The organism is Actinocatenispora sera, assembly GCF_018324685.1.
Lineage (GTDB): Bacteria > Actinomycetota > Actinomycetes > Mycobacteriales > Micromonosporaceae > Actinocatenispora > Actinocatenispora sera.
On the sequence record NZ_AP023354.1, the window covers coordinates 6,899,667 to 6,916,693 of the forward strand.

Sequence of the window (17,027 nt, forward strand, 5' to 3'; positions counted from 1 at the left end):
GTTCACGGACGGTCCCGCCGCTCGTCCGGCAGCGGCGGCACCTCGACCGGCCCGGGCGGCAGACCGGACAGTACCCGGTACGCGTCCTCCACGGAGAGCCCACGGGCCGGCCCGATCGGCCGCAGTTGTACCGCGTCCGGGTCGCTCACCCCGGTCAGCGGCAGGTCCGATGCCTGGTCGCCGGCGCTGTCCGCGGCCTGGCGGTCCGGCGCGGCGCCACTCGCCGCCGCCGGGAGGGCGTCGCTCTCGTCGAGGAAGCCGTAGTAGGTCATCCGGAACGGTTGCAGCAGCGCCCGCAGGAACTCATCGCCTACGGTGGCGGGAATCCGGGCACCGCCGGCCAGCACCGGCACACCGTTGTCGTAGTAGTCCTGGGCGGGGCCGGCCCAACTCCGGTCGAGCACCCGGAATGCCACGGAGCCGTCCGGCTGCCGGGTGAACTCGGCCACCTTGCGCCCGACGCCGGTGGCATACGACCAGAAACCGACCCTCGTCGGCGCGTCCTCACTCATCGACCAACCCCGCGATCTCGACGCTCGCCTCGACCCCGTCTCGTTCGGCGAACACGATCATGCCGTTCTCCTGGACCTCCCGGAGCCGGGCGAGGCCGGCATCGATCGCGGCCGTCCCGATCCCCCGGCTCTCCAGCCTTGCACGCAACTCGTCCGGGTCGATTCCCCGTACCCGGGCCAGCAGATCGGCGTTCAGCCTGGTCCGCAGCTGGGCCTCGACGAACGGCGACAGGATCTGGTCCCGGGCAGATTCCGACAGCACCAGACCGTGATCGATCGCGACCACCGACCCGTCCCGGGTGAGGAAATTGAACTGGTTACGGTCAGTGTTGCCCAGCACGTAGTCGATGACCGCGACCTCCTGCTGTTCCCGCCACGGGTACTCCTCGACCGGCCGGTGCGCCTGCGCTTCCTCGACCCACCGCTGCAGGGAGCCCTGCATGCCTCGTATCTCGACGGGCACGGTCGGCGGCACCAGGGTGGATCCGAGCAGCTCGGCGAAGTCCGAGGCGCCGACCTCGCGGGCGGCGAGCTGGCCGGGTACCTGCGGGATACCGGCCCGGATCACCTGGCCGTCCTTGACGAAGACCTCGGCCTCGGCCGGTTTGAAGGCGCCCACCACCCGATCGTGCTGGAAGGCGCGGTACGTTCCGTTGACACCGCTCTTCATCCCGGCGGCGAGACCCTCCAGCCGGTCGACCGGCTGACCGGCCAGCTCCGCTCGGGCCGCCGCCACGGCGGCAACCTCCGGCGACCGGGCGGGCATCCCGTCGCCGCCGGCCGCGAGATCCGCCGCGAGCTGCTCGAACCGCCGGGCCTGGAAGTCGTGCCAATCCGCCCAGCCACGCACCTGCTCGGCCTCGAACTCCGCGTCCCGAGCCCACGAATGATGCTGCCAGCGATCCGCGAAGGACTCCATCAGGGCGGTCAGCCGGTCGGCCCGGCGGTTCAGCCGGTCGGCGTCGGCGCGCAGGACGGCCGCCCGCTCCTCGGCTTGGCCCGCGGCGTTCAGCTCCTCGGTCACCCGTTCCGGGCCGGCCGTGCCCTGCCGGTTCAACACCTGGGCCGCCGCGATCCGGGACGCCGCCTCCTGATCCGCACGTCCGGCCTCCCGGCCCAGCTCCTCCACTCGGGCCCGCACCGCGGCCAGGTCCGCGCGGACCCGGCGGACCGTGGTCCCGGTCGCACCGTCCGAACCGGACACCGTCCGCTGCAGCGCCGCGGCGAGCTCGTAGTGCTCGATCGCCGCGGTCAGCAGCTCGACCCGACGCTCGTGCCGGTCCGCGTGCTCCGCCGATCGTTCGGCGTCCAGGCCGGTGAAGACCCGTACCGAGGAGGACTCACCGACCAGCTGCGACAGATCCCGGCGCAGCAGATCGGCGTGGCGGTCGAGCCGATCCGGGTACTGGTCCTCCCTCTCCTGTGCCCGGGCGGACAGCTCCTGTGCCCGGCGCTCGGCGGCGTCGGCCGCGGCCTCGGCCGACAGCGCCTCCTGCTCGGTCCGGCCGGCGTCCTCCGCCGCCGCGTGGTACGCCTGCTCTGCCGCCGCCCGGCGCGCATCGAGGTCGAGCAACACCTGCCGATCCGCCGCGGACCACCGCTGCAGCTCCGCCACCGCCTGGCGCGATCGAGCGAGCCGCTGCTCGGCCTGCTGCTGTTCGGCCAGCGTCCGGTCGAACTCCGACACCTCGGCCCGGGCGGCCTGGGCGGCGGCGCGCTCGATCTCGGCCTGGGACCGGTGGTACTCCGCCGAGTACCGCCCCGCGTCGTCCTCGGGCTGGTCCGGGTGCCGGCGAAGCTGCTCCGCGTGGAACGCGAGTCGCCGCTCGTGCTCGGTGAGGCGCTGCTGCGCTTCCTCGCGCGCGCCGGCCGCCGCGGTGGCCGCCGCCGACGACCGGCGGTGCTGCTCGGCAGCGACGCTGTTTTCCTGGGCCCACTCACGGAGATTGCGGTCGGTCTGAGCGAGCCGGTCCGACACGGCGTGCTGCTCGGACCGCGCCCGTGCCAGCTCCGCGTCCACGGATGCCAGCCGACGCTGGTGGTCCGCGAGGCGGATGCGGTGCCAGGTCGCGGCCGACCGCTCCTCGGCCGCGATCGCCTGCTGGTCCACCGCTTCGTCACGCCAGCTCGCGATCCGGCCGCGATCCGGACCCGGCTCGGCGCCCTCGACCGGCGTCCGGGCGGGCGCCTCGGCCGGCACGGGTGGTTCGGCCGGCGCGGATGGTTCGGCCGGCGCCCGCCCGCCGTCGGGTACCGGTCGGGGCTCGTTCGGCGTCGGTTCCGGCCGCGGTGCCGGCTCGGAGTGCGTCCCGCCGACCTCTCCCTGGCCGACCACCCGGGCCCGCAGCACGTACTGCACCTCGCCCTGGAAGTGGCGCACTTCCAGGCGGAGGCCGACGATCCGGGTGCCCGGTGCCAGCAGAACCTCGGCCTGTTCCGGACGTGGGCTGATCCGGCCGAGCCAGGCGAGCCGGGTGCCGGCCGGCACCTCCAGCTCCAGCTGGATCTTCTCGGCCTGGAAGCCGGCTCGCTCGGCGGCGGAGGTGGGCATGAATCCCGGGTCCGCGATTTCCCGGCCGAGCAGCCCGGCCAGTTCGGCGGGGCTGGTGATGCCGAGCGCGCCGAGGCTCATCCCGCGCCGGAGCAGCAGGTCCTCGGCGCTTTCCCGCATGCCCTGGTCCATCGCCTCGCACACCGGCGCGTACTCGGCGAACTGCGGCAGGTGTTGGCGCTGCCATCCGTTGATGCCGAAGTAGTTGCCGTCGAGGTAGGTGTCGTACGCCGTGCGCGCCTCGGTCGGCCAGTCACCGCCCTGTGCCGCGTGCACCCGGTCCATGTCGGTGGCGTCCGTACCGTCCGGGAACCGTGCGCTGCTGTCGGGCAGCGGGCGTGGCTGGGCCAGTTCGGCATCGAGCGCGGCGTGGCCGGCCGCGTGGGCCGCCCCTTCCGGCGTGGTGAGGAAGCGCACCAGCTGCTGCTCGAAATGGTGGTCGTCGACGCCGCCGTCGGCGCGGGCCACGTCCAGCATCCGCACCACGTCCAGCGGCCGGACCGGGTAATCGGCCGCCGCACCGGCGCGCTGCCGGATCGCCACCATCACCTGGTCGTACAGGCGCCTGGACCAGGCTGCGTGGTCGATCGCCTCGGAGTAGGGCTCGACGCCCTTCAGCGTGTCGAGCAGCTGACGGACGGCCACCGGGCTCGGCTGCGCGGGAACGTCCCTCGGGTCGTACCCGTCCCAGGCCACCTCGGCGATCTGGCCCTCGCGGGTGGCCAGCCAGCCGGTGATCCGGTTCTCGAACTCGTGGGTGTTGCCGAAGTCGTAGAGGCGGGTCTGCGCCACGTCCACCAGCGCGGCCGCATCTGCGACGGTCAGCTCCCGTCCGGCCAGCGGACCGGCGGCCAGCGCATGCCGCAGCACCTCGTGGATGTGCTCGATGTGCGCGTCGGCGCTGAGCCGGGAGGCGACCTCGGCGTCGAACGCCTCCCGCTCGGCCGGGTCGAACGACTCGTACATCGCCTCGGCCGAGCCGGCCGGCGCCGGCTGCTCCACCGCGGCGTCGTCGAGGTACCGGTCGATCAGGTACTCGCGGCGGGCCCGCAACGCGACCCGAAGGTCCTGCGCCTCCTTCTCGGGCAGCTGGGCCCGGTCGACCAGCTCGTCGATCTGTTCCGGGGTGATGTCCCGGATCCGGGCCACGCCGTCACGGATCTCCTCGGCGGTCACGTCGCGGAACGCCCGCGCCGCCGAGTCGTTGCGATCCGGGTCGAGCATCGACTGCAGCTCGCCGACCTCGGTACCGAACTCGGCGCCCTTCGCGGTGCCCTGCGCCCGGAACAGCAGCGCGCCGCCGGTGTCCAGCCGTACCGGCACACCGTCTCCGGTGATCAGGACGTTGTTGTACCCCTCGCCGATCACGTCCCAGTTGGCCAGCCACGCGTCGACCGCGAAATCGCGGCGCAGGGCGGCGGCGAACTCGCGCCGCGGCAGCCAGCGGGTCAGCGCCGTGTCCCCGTCCAGCATCCGCGAGCTGAGACCGAGCTGCTTGCCGTCGAACTCGCCGCGCAGATCGATCAGGTCGACCTCGGCGACGCGGGTGCCGGCCGCCTGGTACAGCCGGTTGGCCAGCCACTCGACCCGGGCGTGCAGCTCCGACGCGGGCGCCTTGACATACCGGCGATGTCCCTCCCCGTCGACGTACTCGGCACCCGAGACAGAGCCGCCCTGCCCGCCGACCTTGACGTAGTCATCCAGGGTGGCGGGGCGCTCGGCGGCCGTGCCTGCACCGTCGAACAGGTCGACCACCTGGTCCACCGTGGCCGCGGGCGGGTGCGGCTCGGTGAGCATCCGGAAGTCCGACGGCCCCGACGACTCCGCCGGCCCCGACGGCTGCGACGGCTCTGCCGGCGGGCGGTCGGTCGCCACCGGCGGATCGGTACCGAGCACGTGACCGGCGAAGGGCGCGTCGGGGGCGGCGTCCCGCGCCTCGTGCCCCACGGTCCACTCGGCGGGCAGGCCGTGCGCGGCCGGTGGTGCGGCCCCCCATGGCACGTTCGTACCGGCCCGGCCGTACGGCGGGGACGCGAAGTCGGCCGGCGGCGGCGGTGTCCGCGGCACCGGCTCCACCCCGTGCCGGCGCAGGTACCCGTCGACGTCGAGCAGGTCGCGGTATGCCTGGCCCCGCATCGCCGGATCGGTGGACCGCAGCCGGTCCAGCAGCAGCAGCCGCTCGTTCGCCCGCGCCATCACGCAGTCGTTGCCGTGCTGGTGGTCCGAGTGGTCGGCGCCACGGCCGGTCACCCGGGACGTGAGGCGGCCGAGGAACCGGCGCACGGTGCCCTGTTCCTCGCCGCGGGCCCGCGCGGTCAACTGGTCGACGGTGTCGGTGATCTCGTGAATCCGGACCCGGGCCACGTCGGTGGTCAGGACCCGGGGCCCGATCCGGGTGTGGAAGACGGGTTTCCCGTCCACCCATTCGAGGACCTCGTCGCGATGGGTGTGGGTCTGGCCGGCCCGCCCCGGTACCAGCGGAGTGTGGGTCGACTCCCGGAACCCGATGGTGCCGTGGTCGCGGGTGTGTACCCAGAACACGCCGCGCGGGTCCCGGCCGGCGGGCTGCCAGAGCCCGCCGCCGTGCTGCGGCCGGATCTCCCAGTCGGTACCCGGCACCTCGCGCACGTCGAGGTCGGCCCAGATCCCGGCTGCGTCGCGCCCGGACGCCACCGACCGGTGCCCGCCGTCGATGTCGGTGAACGTGACCACGCCCTCGTGGTCCGGCGCCATCGCATCGGGTCGGGCGGCGCCGGCGTCGACCGCGTCCAGCTCGTAACCCGCCCGCTCGAGGTCGACCGCGTCCGGCTCGCGGCCCGCCCGTTCGAGGTCGACGGCGTCCAGCTCGCGACCCACCCGCTCGATGTCGAGCGCGCGCTCGGCGAGCTCGCGTCCCGACTCGGCCTGCGGGTCCCGGCCGGAGTCGGGCACGGCGGCCGGGTCCGCGTCGGTGCGCAGCCGCGACACCCACTCCGCCACGGTCTCCGCCTCCGGGGTACCGAGCCGATGCAACTCCTCCACGATGTCGGTGACGGTCTGGTTCGCCCGCTCCTGCTCGGCCAGCCGATCGGCGCGCGCCAGGTGCTCACCGGTCGCCGCCTCGTAGGAGGCGTACCGGTCGACGATCTCGCCGACGAGCCGGCCGACCGCCTCGTCGGAACGACCGGCGGTCCAGTACTCGCGCGCCGCCAGGTGTGCCACGGACCGGTCGAACTCGCGCCACAACGCGGCCACCCGCTCCGACTCGACCGCGGTGAGGCGATCGACCGCAGCGCGCTCGTCCTGCCGCTCGGCCAGCGCCTCGTACCGCTCCGCAACGACCGACCGGGCCTTGCCGAGGCGGCGCCGCTCGCTCCACGTGGCGGGCTGCTCCCGATCGGGGGAGTCCACCCGGTCCAGCACACCGCGCAGCCCGCCGGCGAGCCGACCGGGATCCGCCGGAACCGCGGCCAACTCGTGCCGGAAGACCTCGTGCCCATCGACGAGATCGGCCAGGACCTCGCCCGGCGCGCGCGGGGGAACGGATTCGGTGTGCAGCCCGGCCAGGGTGAGCACGGTACGCACGTGTTCCAGCAGCGCCTCGTCGGACCGCGCGATCCGGCCCGTCGCCGTTCGGATGTCGTCCAGGTGCCGGGGCGACGCCCCCCACGCGTACCACGCTCGCGGCGGTCGGTTCGACTGCCACAGGTCACCGAACCGGGTGTCGTCGAGGTGCGCGGCGAGGGCGTCGAACGCTCGCGGCAACAGGGTCGGGCCGTCGATCGTCGCGGCAGCGGTGGCGAGCCGCTCCCGCAGCCGCGCGTACGCCTCGCGGGCCGCGGCGGTCGCGGTTGCCTCGTCGTACCCTTCGCCGGGCTCGGCGGTGGCGGCGTCCGACCGGATGGTCTGCTCCACGTCGACCAGCGCGTCGAGCGTGTCGACGATGCGCTCCGCGGTCTCCGCCCCCACCGGATCGGTGTGCAGCGGATCGCCACCGAGCCACCGGTCCAGCCGGTCGTACCGGGCAGCGAGCAGCTCGGCCCGCAACCGATGGTCGAACGCCGCGCCGGTCGCCCGGCCACGGATCCCGACCATGTCGGTGCCGATCTCCTCGGCCCGCTCGAACCGGGCCATCCGATCCAGCGTGCGGTCCGCCGCCGCCACCGTGGCGTGGGCGGTGGTCTCCCCGAGTTGGGCGGCGTGCCACCGGTCCAGCAGCTCCTGCCGCTCGGTCCAGGCCTCGGCGATCTGCCGGTGCCGGGCCGCGAGCGTCTCGTCGGCGCTCGCCGCCGCGCTGGCCCGCCACGTGTCCGCCACGTCCTGCGCCCACCGCGCCCGACGATCCCGGGCTGCCTCGTACTCGGCCCGGGCCGTGTCGGTGCGCTCGGCGGTGTGCTCGACGTCGGGGTCGCCGGCCCGCCGCGCCCGAGCGACGTCCCGCTCCGCCCTCTCGTCAAAGCGGACCGAGCTGCGATGCCCCATCGTGTCCGCGCGGGCCGATGCCTCGCTGGCGCCCAGGTACTCGCCGAACGCCCGCTGCTCGTCCGCGCGCGCCCGCTCGTACTCCAGCTCCATCTCGACGGTCTCGCGCGCCACCCCGTCGACCATCTCGGGGCCGGCGACCTCCAGCGGCGCCGCCCTGTCGTCGCCAGGCACCGACCGCGGCCGCGGGTGGTCGTCGCCCAACCGGTCGGCCACCCGGTGGGACGCCTCGTCCGCGGCGCCGTACGGGAACCGCTCGGCTCCGAGATCGGGCGAGTACCCGTCGTGGGCAGGGGGTCGCACGTCGGCCGACCCGTCTCGTTCCAGTACCGAGAGCTGCTCGTGCAACCCCCGGACCGTGGCCAGGCGGAACAAGCCGGAGCCGAGACGAAGGTCGGCGGCACCGGTCGCCGCGGTGGCGAGCTGCCGGTACGTCGCGGCCAGCGCATCGTGCCGCTCGCCCGCCCCGGAAGCGAACAGCTCGGCGTGCAGGTCGGCCTGCTGCTCGGCGAAGTCGGCCAACCTTCCGGCTTGCTCGATCTGGTCGAGCGGCTCGCCCGTCCCGGTCAGCTGTTCGACCAGTTCGCTACGGATCACCCGGGCGGTGTCGCTGCCGAGCACCGACGCTGTCACCTCGGCGGGCAGGTCACCGGCGGGCGTGTACACCTGCCGGCTGAGCTGAGTGACCGGGAGATCCAGCCCGCCCAGCGACTCGCCGCTCGCCGGCACGCCGGCGACCGCGACGGTCGCCACCTCCCACTGGGGTTCGTCACCGCCGGTGGCCACCTCGGCCAGTCGGGCCGCGGCCTCCTGCGGGTCGGGCGTCTCGGTCAGGATCCGCGTGATCTCGGCCCGGTCGAGCCGGCCGAGACCGGTACCGACCACGAACCGGTCGCCGGGCCGCACCGCGCCATACGCGGTCTGGGGCCGCACCACCCGGCCGAAGAGGCCGTCGTTTTCGGTGAGCGCGATCTGCGGCGCCAGGTACCAGTCGGGATCCTCGACAAGCACCGCCTCGGTCTGGGTCAACCGATGCAGCTCGCCGTCTCGCAGCAGGTAGGTGTCGGCCCCGGAACCGACCACGGCGAAGCGAGTTCCGTCGACGTGGAGCGCCGCGAGCCGGGCACCCGCACGGTTCGCGCCGAGCAGGTAGTTGACGTCGGCCACCCGCTCGGCCAGTCCGGTCAGCGGCTCGCCGGACGGCTCCGCCGGCCGGTCGAACAGCCGGGCAGCGAGGTCCGCGCCCGTGCGGTTTCCGCCGACGGAATGCGCGACCATGATGCCCCGCTCGCCGACCACGGCCGCGTTGCGCATGCTCGAGGACGCGCCGACCTGCGTGTGCAGCCCGGTCGCGAGCGGACCCACGGCTGCCTGCGGGTCGCCGGGAACCTCCGTCGTCAGCCTCGGATCGATCAGCATCCGGTCGCGGCCGGGCACCACCGGGTCGACGGGCACCGCCGGTTGCTCGCCGTCCGTGGCATGCGAAGCGAGATCCACCGCCACTTCGTGCCGGGCCAGGTCTCGTTGCAGGGTGTCGATCTCCCAGGCGATCTCGGCGAATCGCCGCTCGGCCGCGGCGACCCGCTGTCGCTCCAGCGCCCGGGCCTCGTCGACCGGGATCGGCGCGGCGCCGTCCGCATCCTCGACCCGCATCCCGGTGCGCTCCAGGTACTCCTGGGACGCCCGCGCTCCGGCAAGAAGATCGGCGGCTTCCTCGAGCCTGGTCGCCGCGGTCGACAGCCTCTCGAACGTCCGCGTCGCCCGCGCGTACTCGGCCGCCATCCGACCGTGCACGTCGTTGCCGGCGTCCACCCGCGCGGCCGCCTGGTGCAGCGTGCGGAGCCCCCGGACGGCCGCCGTACCGGTTCGGATCAGAGACTGGAGCGCCTCGTGCTGGCTGCTCAGCGCCCCGGCGGAGGCATCGACGCGCTGCTCGAACTCGTCGCGCCCGCGCGGGCTGCGGAAGTCGCTGCGGTCCGCGCCGACCAGGCTCGGCACGGTGTGCGCCACCCCCATCTCGGCGCTGGCGTGACCGAGCCAGTCCACCGCCGTACCGACCCGCTCCAGGATCGGGTCGAGGTGCCGCAGCGACCGGTGCCAGATCGTTTCGATCTCGACCCGGTGGTCCCGGACGAACTGGAGGTTGGTGCGACCGCCTCCCTCGCCAAGGCCCGGCGGTGTCCGCCACGCCGCGCCCGCGCTCTCGGCCGTCACCGCGGACTCGCGCGGCAACCAGTCCAGGCCGTACCGCGCCGAGCTGACCGGCATGTACCGCTTGTCGCCATCGCTCTGCACGGTCACCGGACGACCGTCCAGGCCCAGCAGTTGACGCAGCCCGCCCTCCGGCTGGACCTCGGTACGCCGCCAGTCGCCGTACCGATCGATCCCGATCTCGTACCGCTGCTCGGGGCCACCGAGAGGGTGGCGGACTTCGAACATTCCCACGAACCGGTGCGGCGCCATCGACGGGACGAGCCACGCCGGCAGGAACCCGGGGCCGTTCGACCGGATCCCCTGCAGCACCTGCGGCAGTTCACCGTTCTCGTCCCGTACCGGTTCCAGACCGGCCGGTACCTCCGTCTCCACCGTCCGGCCGGTCGGCTGCTCCGGGGTGAAGAGACGGACCTCGGGGAACGGCCGGTGGTTGGCCACCAACGCGTCGTCGAGCGCCGTGCGGGTCACCGTGTGCGAGTCGAGCTCCCACGACAGGTCGGTACGACCCAGCACCGGCGTGCGCAACACCCGGGACACCCGGGAGGCGGCGGAGTCGGCCCCGAACCGGCTGCCGTAGCAGGAGGTCAGGTCGACCGTGTCGCCTGGGCTCCACTCCAGCCGGCCCTCGGCGGCGAGCACCGCCAGGCCGTGCGCGAACAGTTCCGGACGCAGCAGCACCGACCGGCCGATGCTGACCAGGCCGTCGCGGCTCCCGTGCAGGTGGATCGTGAGCCGCCCCGCCTCCGGCCCCGCCAGCTGCCACGGGTAGGCCGCGTCGTCGCGGGTCATGAACACGGCCGCGTGCGGCGACCCGGTCAATTCCCTCCGCATCGCCTCCACGGCTTGGGCGGGCTCCTCCACGATCTGCGAACGCACCCGCCGGGCGACCTCCGGCAGCTCGTACGGACGTGCCCCGGTCTGCTCCGCGAGCCGCACCACCCGGTCGAGCGCCCGGTCGTACGCCCGTTGATCGGGCACGGGCACCACATCGAAGATGCCGAGTTGGTCCATCGCGTCCTGCCGACGCCAGAACTCCTCCATTGCGTCGTTCAGCCGCTCGGACAGGTGCCGCGGCGGCGGCGCCACCTCTCGCGCCGGGTCACCGTGCCACGGATCCTGCAACCTCTTGTCGTCGGCGGTGGGCGCCCGGTCGGGCGCGCCCGGATCCGCGGCGTGCCGCGGTTCGGCCGCGGTCTCGCCACCACCGGCCCGGGCATCCGGCTCGTCCGCCCGATCCCAGCGGGACTCGGCCTCGGCGATGCGGTTGTGCAACGCGTGCAGCCGATCGACCGCGTCCGGCCCGGCAGCGGCCGTCGTCCGCACCTCCCAGGCGTACCCGGCGCGGTCCGCGCCGGCGACACCCTCGGTACGCGCGGTCTCCGTCGCCGTGTCGGCCAGTTCCCGGTACAGCCGGCTGAGATCACGGTGCGGACCTGCCGCACCGGCGTCCGCCAGCGCCTCGTGCAGGTCGGCGCGGTGTTCGGCGAAGTCGGCGAGCACCGGATGCCGCTGCGCGAGGCGGGTGGTCGACCCGTCGCCGAACATCTCCAGGTGCTCGGACATCAGCCGCGCCCGCACCACACCCACGGTCTGCGGCGGCATGATGTCGGCCTCGACCCCGGGCGGTAGCTCGGCCGTGCGCGAGTAGAGCTGGTCACGCAGCACCGTCACGGCGTCCCGGAGGCCACCGGCGTCGGTACCCGCCGGCGGTACGTGCGTCACGGTCACCGCGACGTCGTCCGCGTCGCCCAGTTCGGCGAGCTGCCGGGCGGCCTGCTGCGGGTCGGCCGCCTCGGTGAGCACCTGCTCGATCCGTTCCGGTGCCACCCGGTCCAGGCCGGCGGCCAGCACGAACCGGTCGCCCGGGCGTACCGCTCCGTGCGCGATCCGGGGGGCGGCGGTGGACCCGTCGATCCATCGGTCGCCGGCCGGCTCGACCTCCGCGCCGGCCAGCTGGTGCAGGACGCCGTCGCGCAGCAGGTAGGCGTCGCCGCCGGCGGCGATCAGGCCGAACCGCCCGTCCGAAACGAGCAGCGCCGAGATCTCCGCACCGTGTCCGTCGTCCGACGGCCGGAACGACGAGTTGGTCTCGGCCAACCGGTCCAGCAGCGTCTCCGTCGGGTCGGCGTGTTCGCCCGCGTCCAGCCCTTCGAACGCCCGAACCACGCGGGTGGAGTTCCCGGCGGCGCCGCGGGACCGGGCGACGACCGACAGCCGCTCACCGGCGCTGGCCGAGTTCACCTGGCGGGTGGGGTTGTCCACGCGGACCGCGAGCCCGCCGCCCGGTCGACCGGTCGGTTCGGTGGCCTGCGCCGGGAACTCGGTCACCAGCTCGTCGCGTACCTCGATCCGGCTCCGGCCGGCAGCTGCCGGCGCGTCGCCGACGGGCGCGCCGTCCACATCGCCGCCGCCGTGCGCGGTCGTCTCTACCCGCTGGTCGAGTTCGCCCAGGGTGCGCAGCGACGCGTCGATCCGGCTCTCCACCGCGGCCAGCGCGCGCCGGGCCCCCGCCGCGCCCTCGATCGCGAGCCGCCCCGGCTCCTGGTCGAGCCGACGGCGCAGTTCGAGCTCGGCGTCCGATCTCGACACGGCCTCCACGGCAAGGCGGTGCCGCAGGGCCAGGCCGAACAGGCGCTTGTACTCCGCGCCCAGCTCGGTGTAGGCGCCCGCCAGCTGCCGGTGCAGCTCCGCGTCGGGTCCGGTTCGGCCCAGCTGCCGGTGGAGTGCCGCGAGGCCGCTCACCGCCTCGTTCCCCTGCCGGGCGAGCGAGTACAGCGAACGGAACTGGTCGCGGAAGCTGTCCGTGACCACAGCGCGCCGATGCACGTAGTCGGTCAGTACGGACGGGTCGGCGCCCAGTGCCCGCGCGACCCGCAGGTCGGCGCGGGCCGAACCGATCCACTCGACGTTCTGGTGCACCCGGTCGGCGGACGGACCGAGGTGACGGATCGTGCGCCGGTACACGGTTTCCAGCTCGGCGTGGTGATCCCGGACGAACGTGAAGTTGTGCCGCTCCCGCGGGCTGCGCCAGCGGGGCAGCTCGGCGTCGTCGGGCACCCGCCACCGCGTCCCGTCGCTCACCGGATGGACGGCGGCGTCCCGAGGCAGCCAGTCGGCGCCGTACTCCTCCGCTGCCACCGGGGTGTACCGGGCGTCCCCGTTGGGCAGCCGCTCCTCGACCGCGGTGACCAGCTCGCCGTTGCGGGCGAGCACCTGGGCCAGGGTGTGTTCCGGTGCGTCCGAGCCTGGCGTGAGCCGCCACCGCCCGTCGACGCCGAAGTGGATGCTGTGCGTCTCGACCGGGCCACCCACCTCGGTCGGCCGGGACTCGAACACGCCGACGTACTCGTGCGGCGCCATCTCCGGCAGCAGATGCGCGGGCAGGAAGCTCGGCACGGTCGTGTGGATCGCGCGGACGGCCGGCGGCGTGACACCGTCGGCGAACAGCTCCGGGTCGAAGCCGGCCGGCAGCTCCCACTCCATCGGCCGGCCCACGGGATCCTCCGGCGTGAACACCCGGATCAGCCCGTGCGCGTCCCGGTCGCCGTGCACCAGGACGTCGCCGACTTGGGACGAGCCGATGCTGCGACGATCGATCGCGTGTGAGCCGCTGACGGTGTCGGCGGTGCTGGTGGTGTGACCGGCGACGGCGGCATCCAGTACCCGGGCGATGCGCCACGAGATCGCCTCGAAGCCGGCCCGCTGACCGCCCAGGCAGAAGTGCCCGTGGATCAGCTCCTGGCCGGCGAGGCGAACCGCACCCTCGTGCTCCAGCACCGCCAGCCCGTGCGCGAACAGTTCGGGCCGCACCAGGAACGAGCGCGGGTCGGTGAAGTCGCTCGGCTCGCCGCCCGCATCGAGGTGAGCTTCGTACGCCGGGTTCGGCAACGCGACCAGCCCGTCATCGGTGCCGTGTGCCACGACCTGCGTCTCGTTCGGCTCACCCGCGATCAGTTCCTGCCGGGCGCTGTCACGCTGCGACATGAACGCGACGTACCGATCATGGCCGAGCCGGGTCTGCCGCATCACGTCGACGACCCGGTCCGGATCGTCCAGAACCCTGCGGTCGAGGTGATCGGCCAGCAGCGCCGGGTCGAGGTCCGCGGGTCGCTCGCCGGTGGCCGCCACGTACTTCGCGAGCCGGCGCAGCGCGGCGTCGAGCTCCGCGGACGGCTCGGCTCGGCCGTCGTCGAGCAGCGTGCGCACCTCGTCCGCGGCGGAATGCAGCGCGGCCCGGACCGTGCGCGGCGCCGGGGCCACCTCGCTGACCGGGTCGCCGTGCCACCGGTCGGGGTCCGGTTCCGCCGCCCGGCGTCGCGGTGCCGCCTCGTCGGCCCCGGAGTGCCCCGCCGGGTCCCCGATCGCCGACTTCGGCCGGAGTTCCGTGGGGTGCGGTCGGTCGAGTTCGGCGCCGTCGGTGACCCGCGGTGGGTGATGCGCGCTGAACCGCAGCACCGTCTCGCCCGGCGACAGGTCCGGGCCGGTGGTGGGCTCGCCGTCGAGCCGGGCGCTCGCGGCCCGTTCGAGCAGCATCGGTCGGCCGACGGCGTCCTCGGCGAACGCGGCGCGCAGCGCGCGACGCTGGCGGGAAGTCCACTCGGTGCCGTCGTGTCGTCGCACGTCCACCACGTGCAGCTGATCGTCGACCCGTCGTACCTCGATGTCGGCATCGAGGCGCACCGCCACGTCGTGCAGCCGTCGCTGGTCGACCGGCGGGACGCGATGTTGCTTCGCGATCGTGTCCGCATCCGGGTACGGGTCCGCCGGCGGCTCCGGCTCCGGCTCCGCGACGACCGGCTCGGGTTCCGCGGCGACCGGCTCCGCGACCCGCTCGGGCCACAGCAACGACTGCAGCTCCTCGGCCGGAATCGGGACGTGCTGGGTCACCCGGGTGACCTTGATGTCCAGGATGCCGGTGTCCTTGCCGCCCTCGTCGCGCAGCCCGATGATCTCGACCCGGTCGACCACCTCGGCCGGCAGCCATCTCTCCATGTAGTCGCGGTGCGCCCAGGCGACCCGGCCCGGGATGCAGTTCGCCGGGCGCATCGGCAGCGCGTCGGTGTAGAACTCGAACCCGACCTCTCCGCGGTCCCGCATCGCACCGCGATAGGCCTCGGGCTTGGGGTCGTCGTGCCCGTTGAACTTCTGTCCCCACACCTCGGAGCTGCGCAGGATCATCGCGACCTTCTCGCCGGTCTGCAGATCCCGGGTCCGCGCCACGCCGGTGTGTTCCGAGCCCACCCGGCTGAACGGGCCGAACAGCCCCGGCGCGCCCTCCGGCGCGATCCACTCGCGGATCCACTTCAGGCTCGGGTCGCGGTACGACAGGTCGAGCAGCTCGTCCCGGGTGAGACGCGCCGGGGGCTCCGGCGGTACCGGTGGGTCGGTCTCCCACGGGTGCTCCGGCGGCTGCTGACCGTGCTCGACCAACCGCTCGTCGATCGCGGCGATCTCGCGGGCCCAGTGCTCCTGCTCCTCGTCGGTGTCCGCCCGGCGCCACCGGTCGTCGACGACCGCGCGCTCGTGCAGCTGGGCGGTCGCGCAGTCGTCCCGGCCGTCGACGGTGGTCTCGGTGCCGCGCCGCCACACCGAACGCAGCACGCCCTGGTCCTCGCGGCGTTCCAGCGCCGCAAGTCGCTGCAGCGTGTCGGTGATCTCGTGCACCCACGAGCGCGCGTACTGCCCGCCGTGCTCGCCCGGGCCGAGCAGTTCGCTCGGCCGCACCGCGTGCGGCCTTCCGCCCGGCTCGCCTGCGGTGCGGGACACCACCGTGTACGCCGGGTGGTCGCCCAGCGCCGGCCGCGGATCGACGTCGAACCGCTGCCAGCCGAAGTCTCGGGTGTGCACCCACACCATGCCGTCCGGGCCCTTGACGATGCGCCACACCGAGCCGTCCGGGAAGTACGTCTCGACTTCGTCGCGGAGCTCTCGGATCGCGTCGACGTACTCGTCGCGGGGCAACGGCTCGTCGTGGGCGCGACCGTCGGCGGCGTACTCGCCGAGCCGCTCGGAGGTCACGAGGTCGGCCGTCCCCTCCGGGCGAACGATCTCGTCGCTGACCTGGCTGGCATCCGCCTCCACGCCTGGCCGGAAGAACGGGTGGTCGGTGTCAAATCCATCGGGGCGGCGAGCAAAGTCATCCAGTTGACGGCCAAGATCGCGAACGGTCGCCAGGCACTCACTGACCTTGTCGCCGATCTCCCAGTCGGCCCGGCGCTCCATCGCTATGTCAGCAATGCCCACACCGTTGATACCGGGCCCAGCCGCTTCCCGAAGGCGCGACACCAGCTCGGTCACCCACGGGGCTTCCTCGATGCCGAACCGGGCCATCTCCTCGTTAATCCGCCGAACGGTCCACCCGATCAGGGTCGCATCACGAGATCCGCCCTGAAGATGCTGGTACTCGTCCTCGGCCGACTCGAAGTTGCGGTACTCGGCGGCAGCGTCCGCCGCCAGACGAGTCACCTCCGCAGCGGACCGGCCATCCGCCGTCTCCTGCGCCGCGGTCCGTGCCACCGACGCATCGAACTCACGCCACAACGCCGCCACTCGTTCGGCCTCAACAGCGACCGACTGGTCGTACTCCGCGCAGAAACGTGCCAGCTGCTCCTGCCGTTCCTCCAACATCGAGCGCACGCGGTCGACGGCCTCAAGATCGGACACACCCAGCTGCTCGGCCCGAACAGCAAACCAACGCCGCACCTCGTGCAGCCCCTCAGCGACCCGGTGCGGATCGTCGGCCGCCCCGGTCTCCCCCGCCTGGAACAGATCCTCAAGCACCTCGCCGGGCATGCGCACGGGCCCGTCCTCACCGCCGGGCAGGGAGTCAATCTGGATTCCGACATCATGACCATGCAGCGCCGGGCGATGCTCGTCGCTGTTGGGAGGCACCGTGAATTCTTCCCAAGACCCATCGGAGATTTCGGGCTTGGGTGGACGCCAACCATCATCCTTCCTGTCGACCGAACGACCAGCCTGTTCGTCTGCGTTGAGCACGCCTGGACCCGGATGCTCGCCGTGCACCTGGTGGGCGGCGACATCCACCTCCCGCTCATGCCAAGCCAACACGCGCTGCAGGTTGTCGATCTCCCGGACGCTTGCCGTGAACTCCCGCTCGGTGCGGGCGATGTTCGCGCGCACCTCCGCCAGCTCGGGCGTGGTCCTTCCGGGATCGGCAGGACCCGCCTGGGATTGGCGGAGGGACTCATGAAGTGCCTGCGCCTCCACCAGCGTCGAACCGGCCTCGTCGAATCGCTCGATCGCCGCCGACAAGGAATCGAAGGTCGACG

2 protein-coding genes are annotated in these 17,027 nt (G+C 73.5%); both read right to left on the minus strand.

Going from position 1 to position 17,027, the window contains the following annotated elements:
* Positions 1 to 2 precede the first annotated feature (2 nt).
* Positions 3 to 512, minus strand: a complete 510-nt coding sequence (locus Asera_RS32415) for a hypothetical protein (RefSeq protein WP_030445126.1) — start codon at positions 510 to 512, stop codon at positions 3 to 5.
* Positions 505 to 16,518 (minus strand): ADP-ribosyltransferase, encoded by a 16,014-nt coding sequence (locus tag Asera_RS32420; protein ID WP_212804787.1) that lies wholly within the window; start codon positions 16,516 to 16,518, stop codon positions 505 to 507. Before Asera_RS32420 ends, Asera_RS32415 begins: the two co-directional genes overlap by 8 nt.
* Positions 16,519 to 17,027: the final 509 nt, after the last annotated feature.

Excerpts from the sequence above, each read along its gene's own strand:
- Asera_RS32415 (WP_030445126.1), bottom strand. The coding sequence starts at position 512 with ATGAGTGAGGACGCGCCGACGAGGGTCGGTTTCTGGTCGTATGCCACC.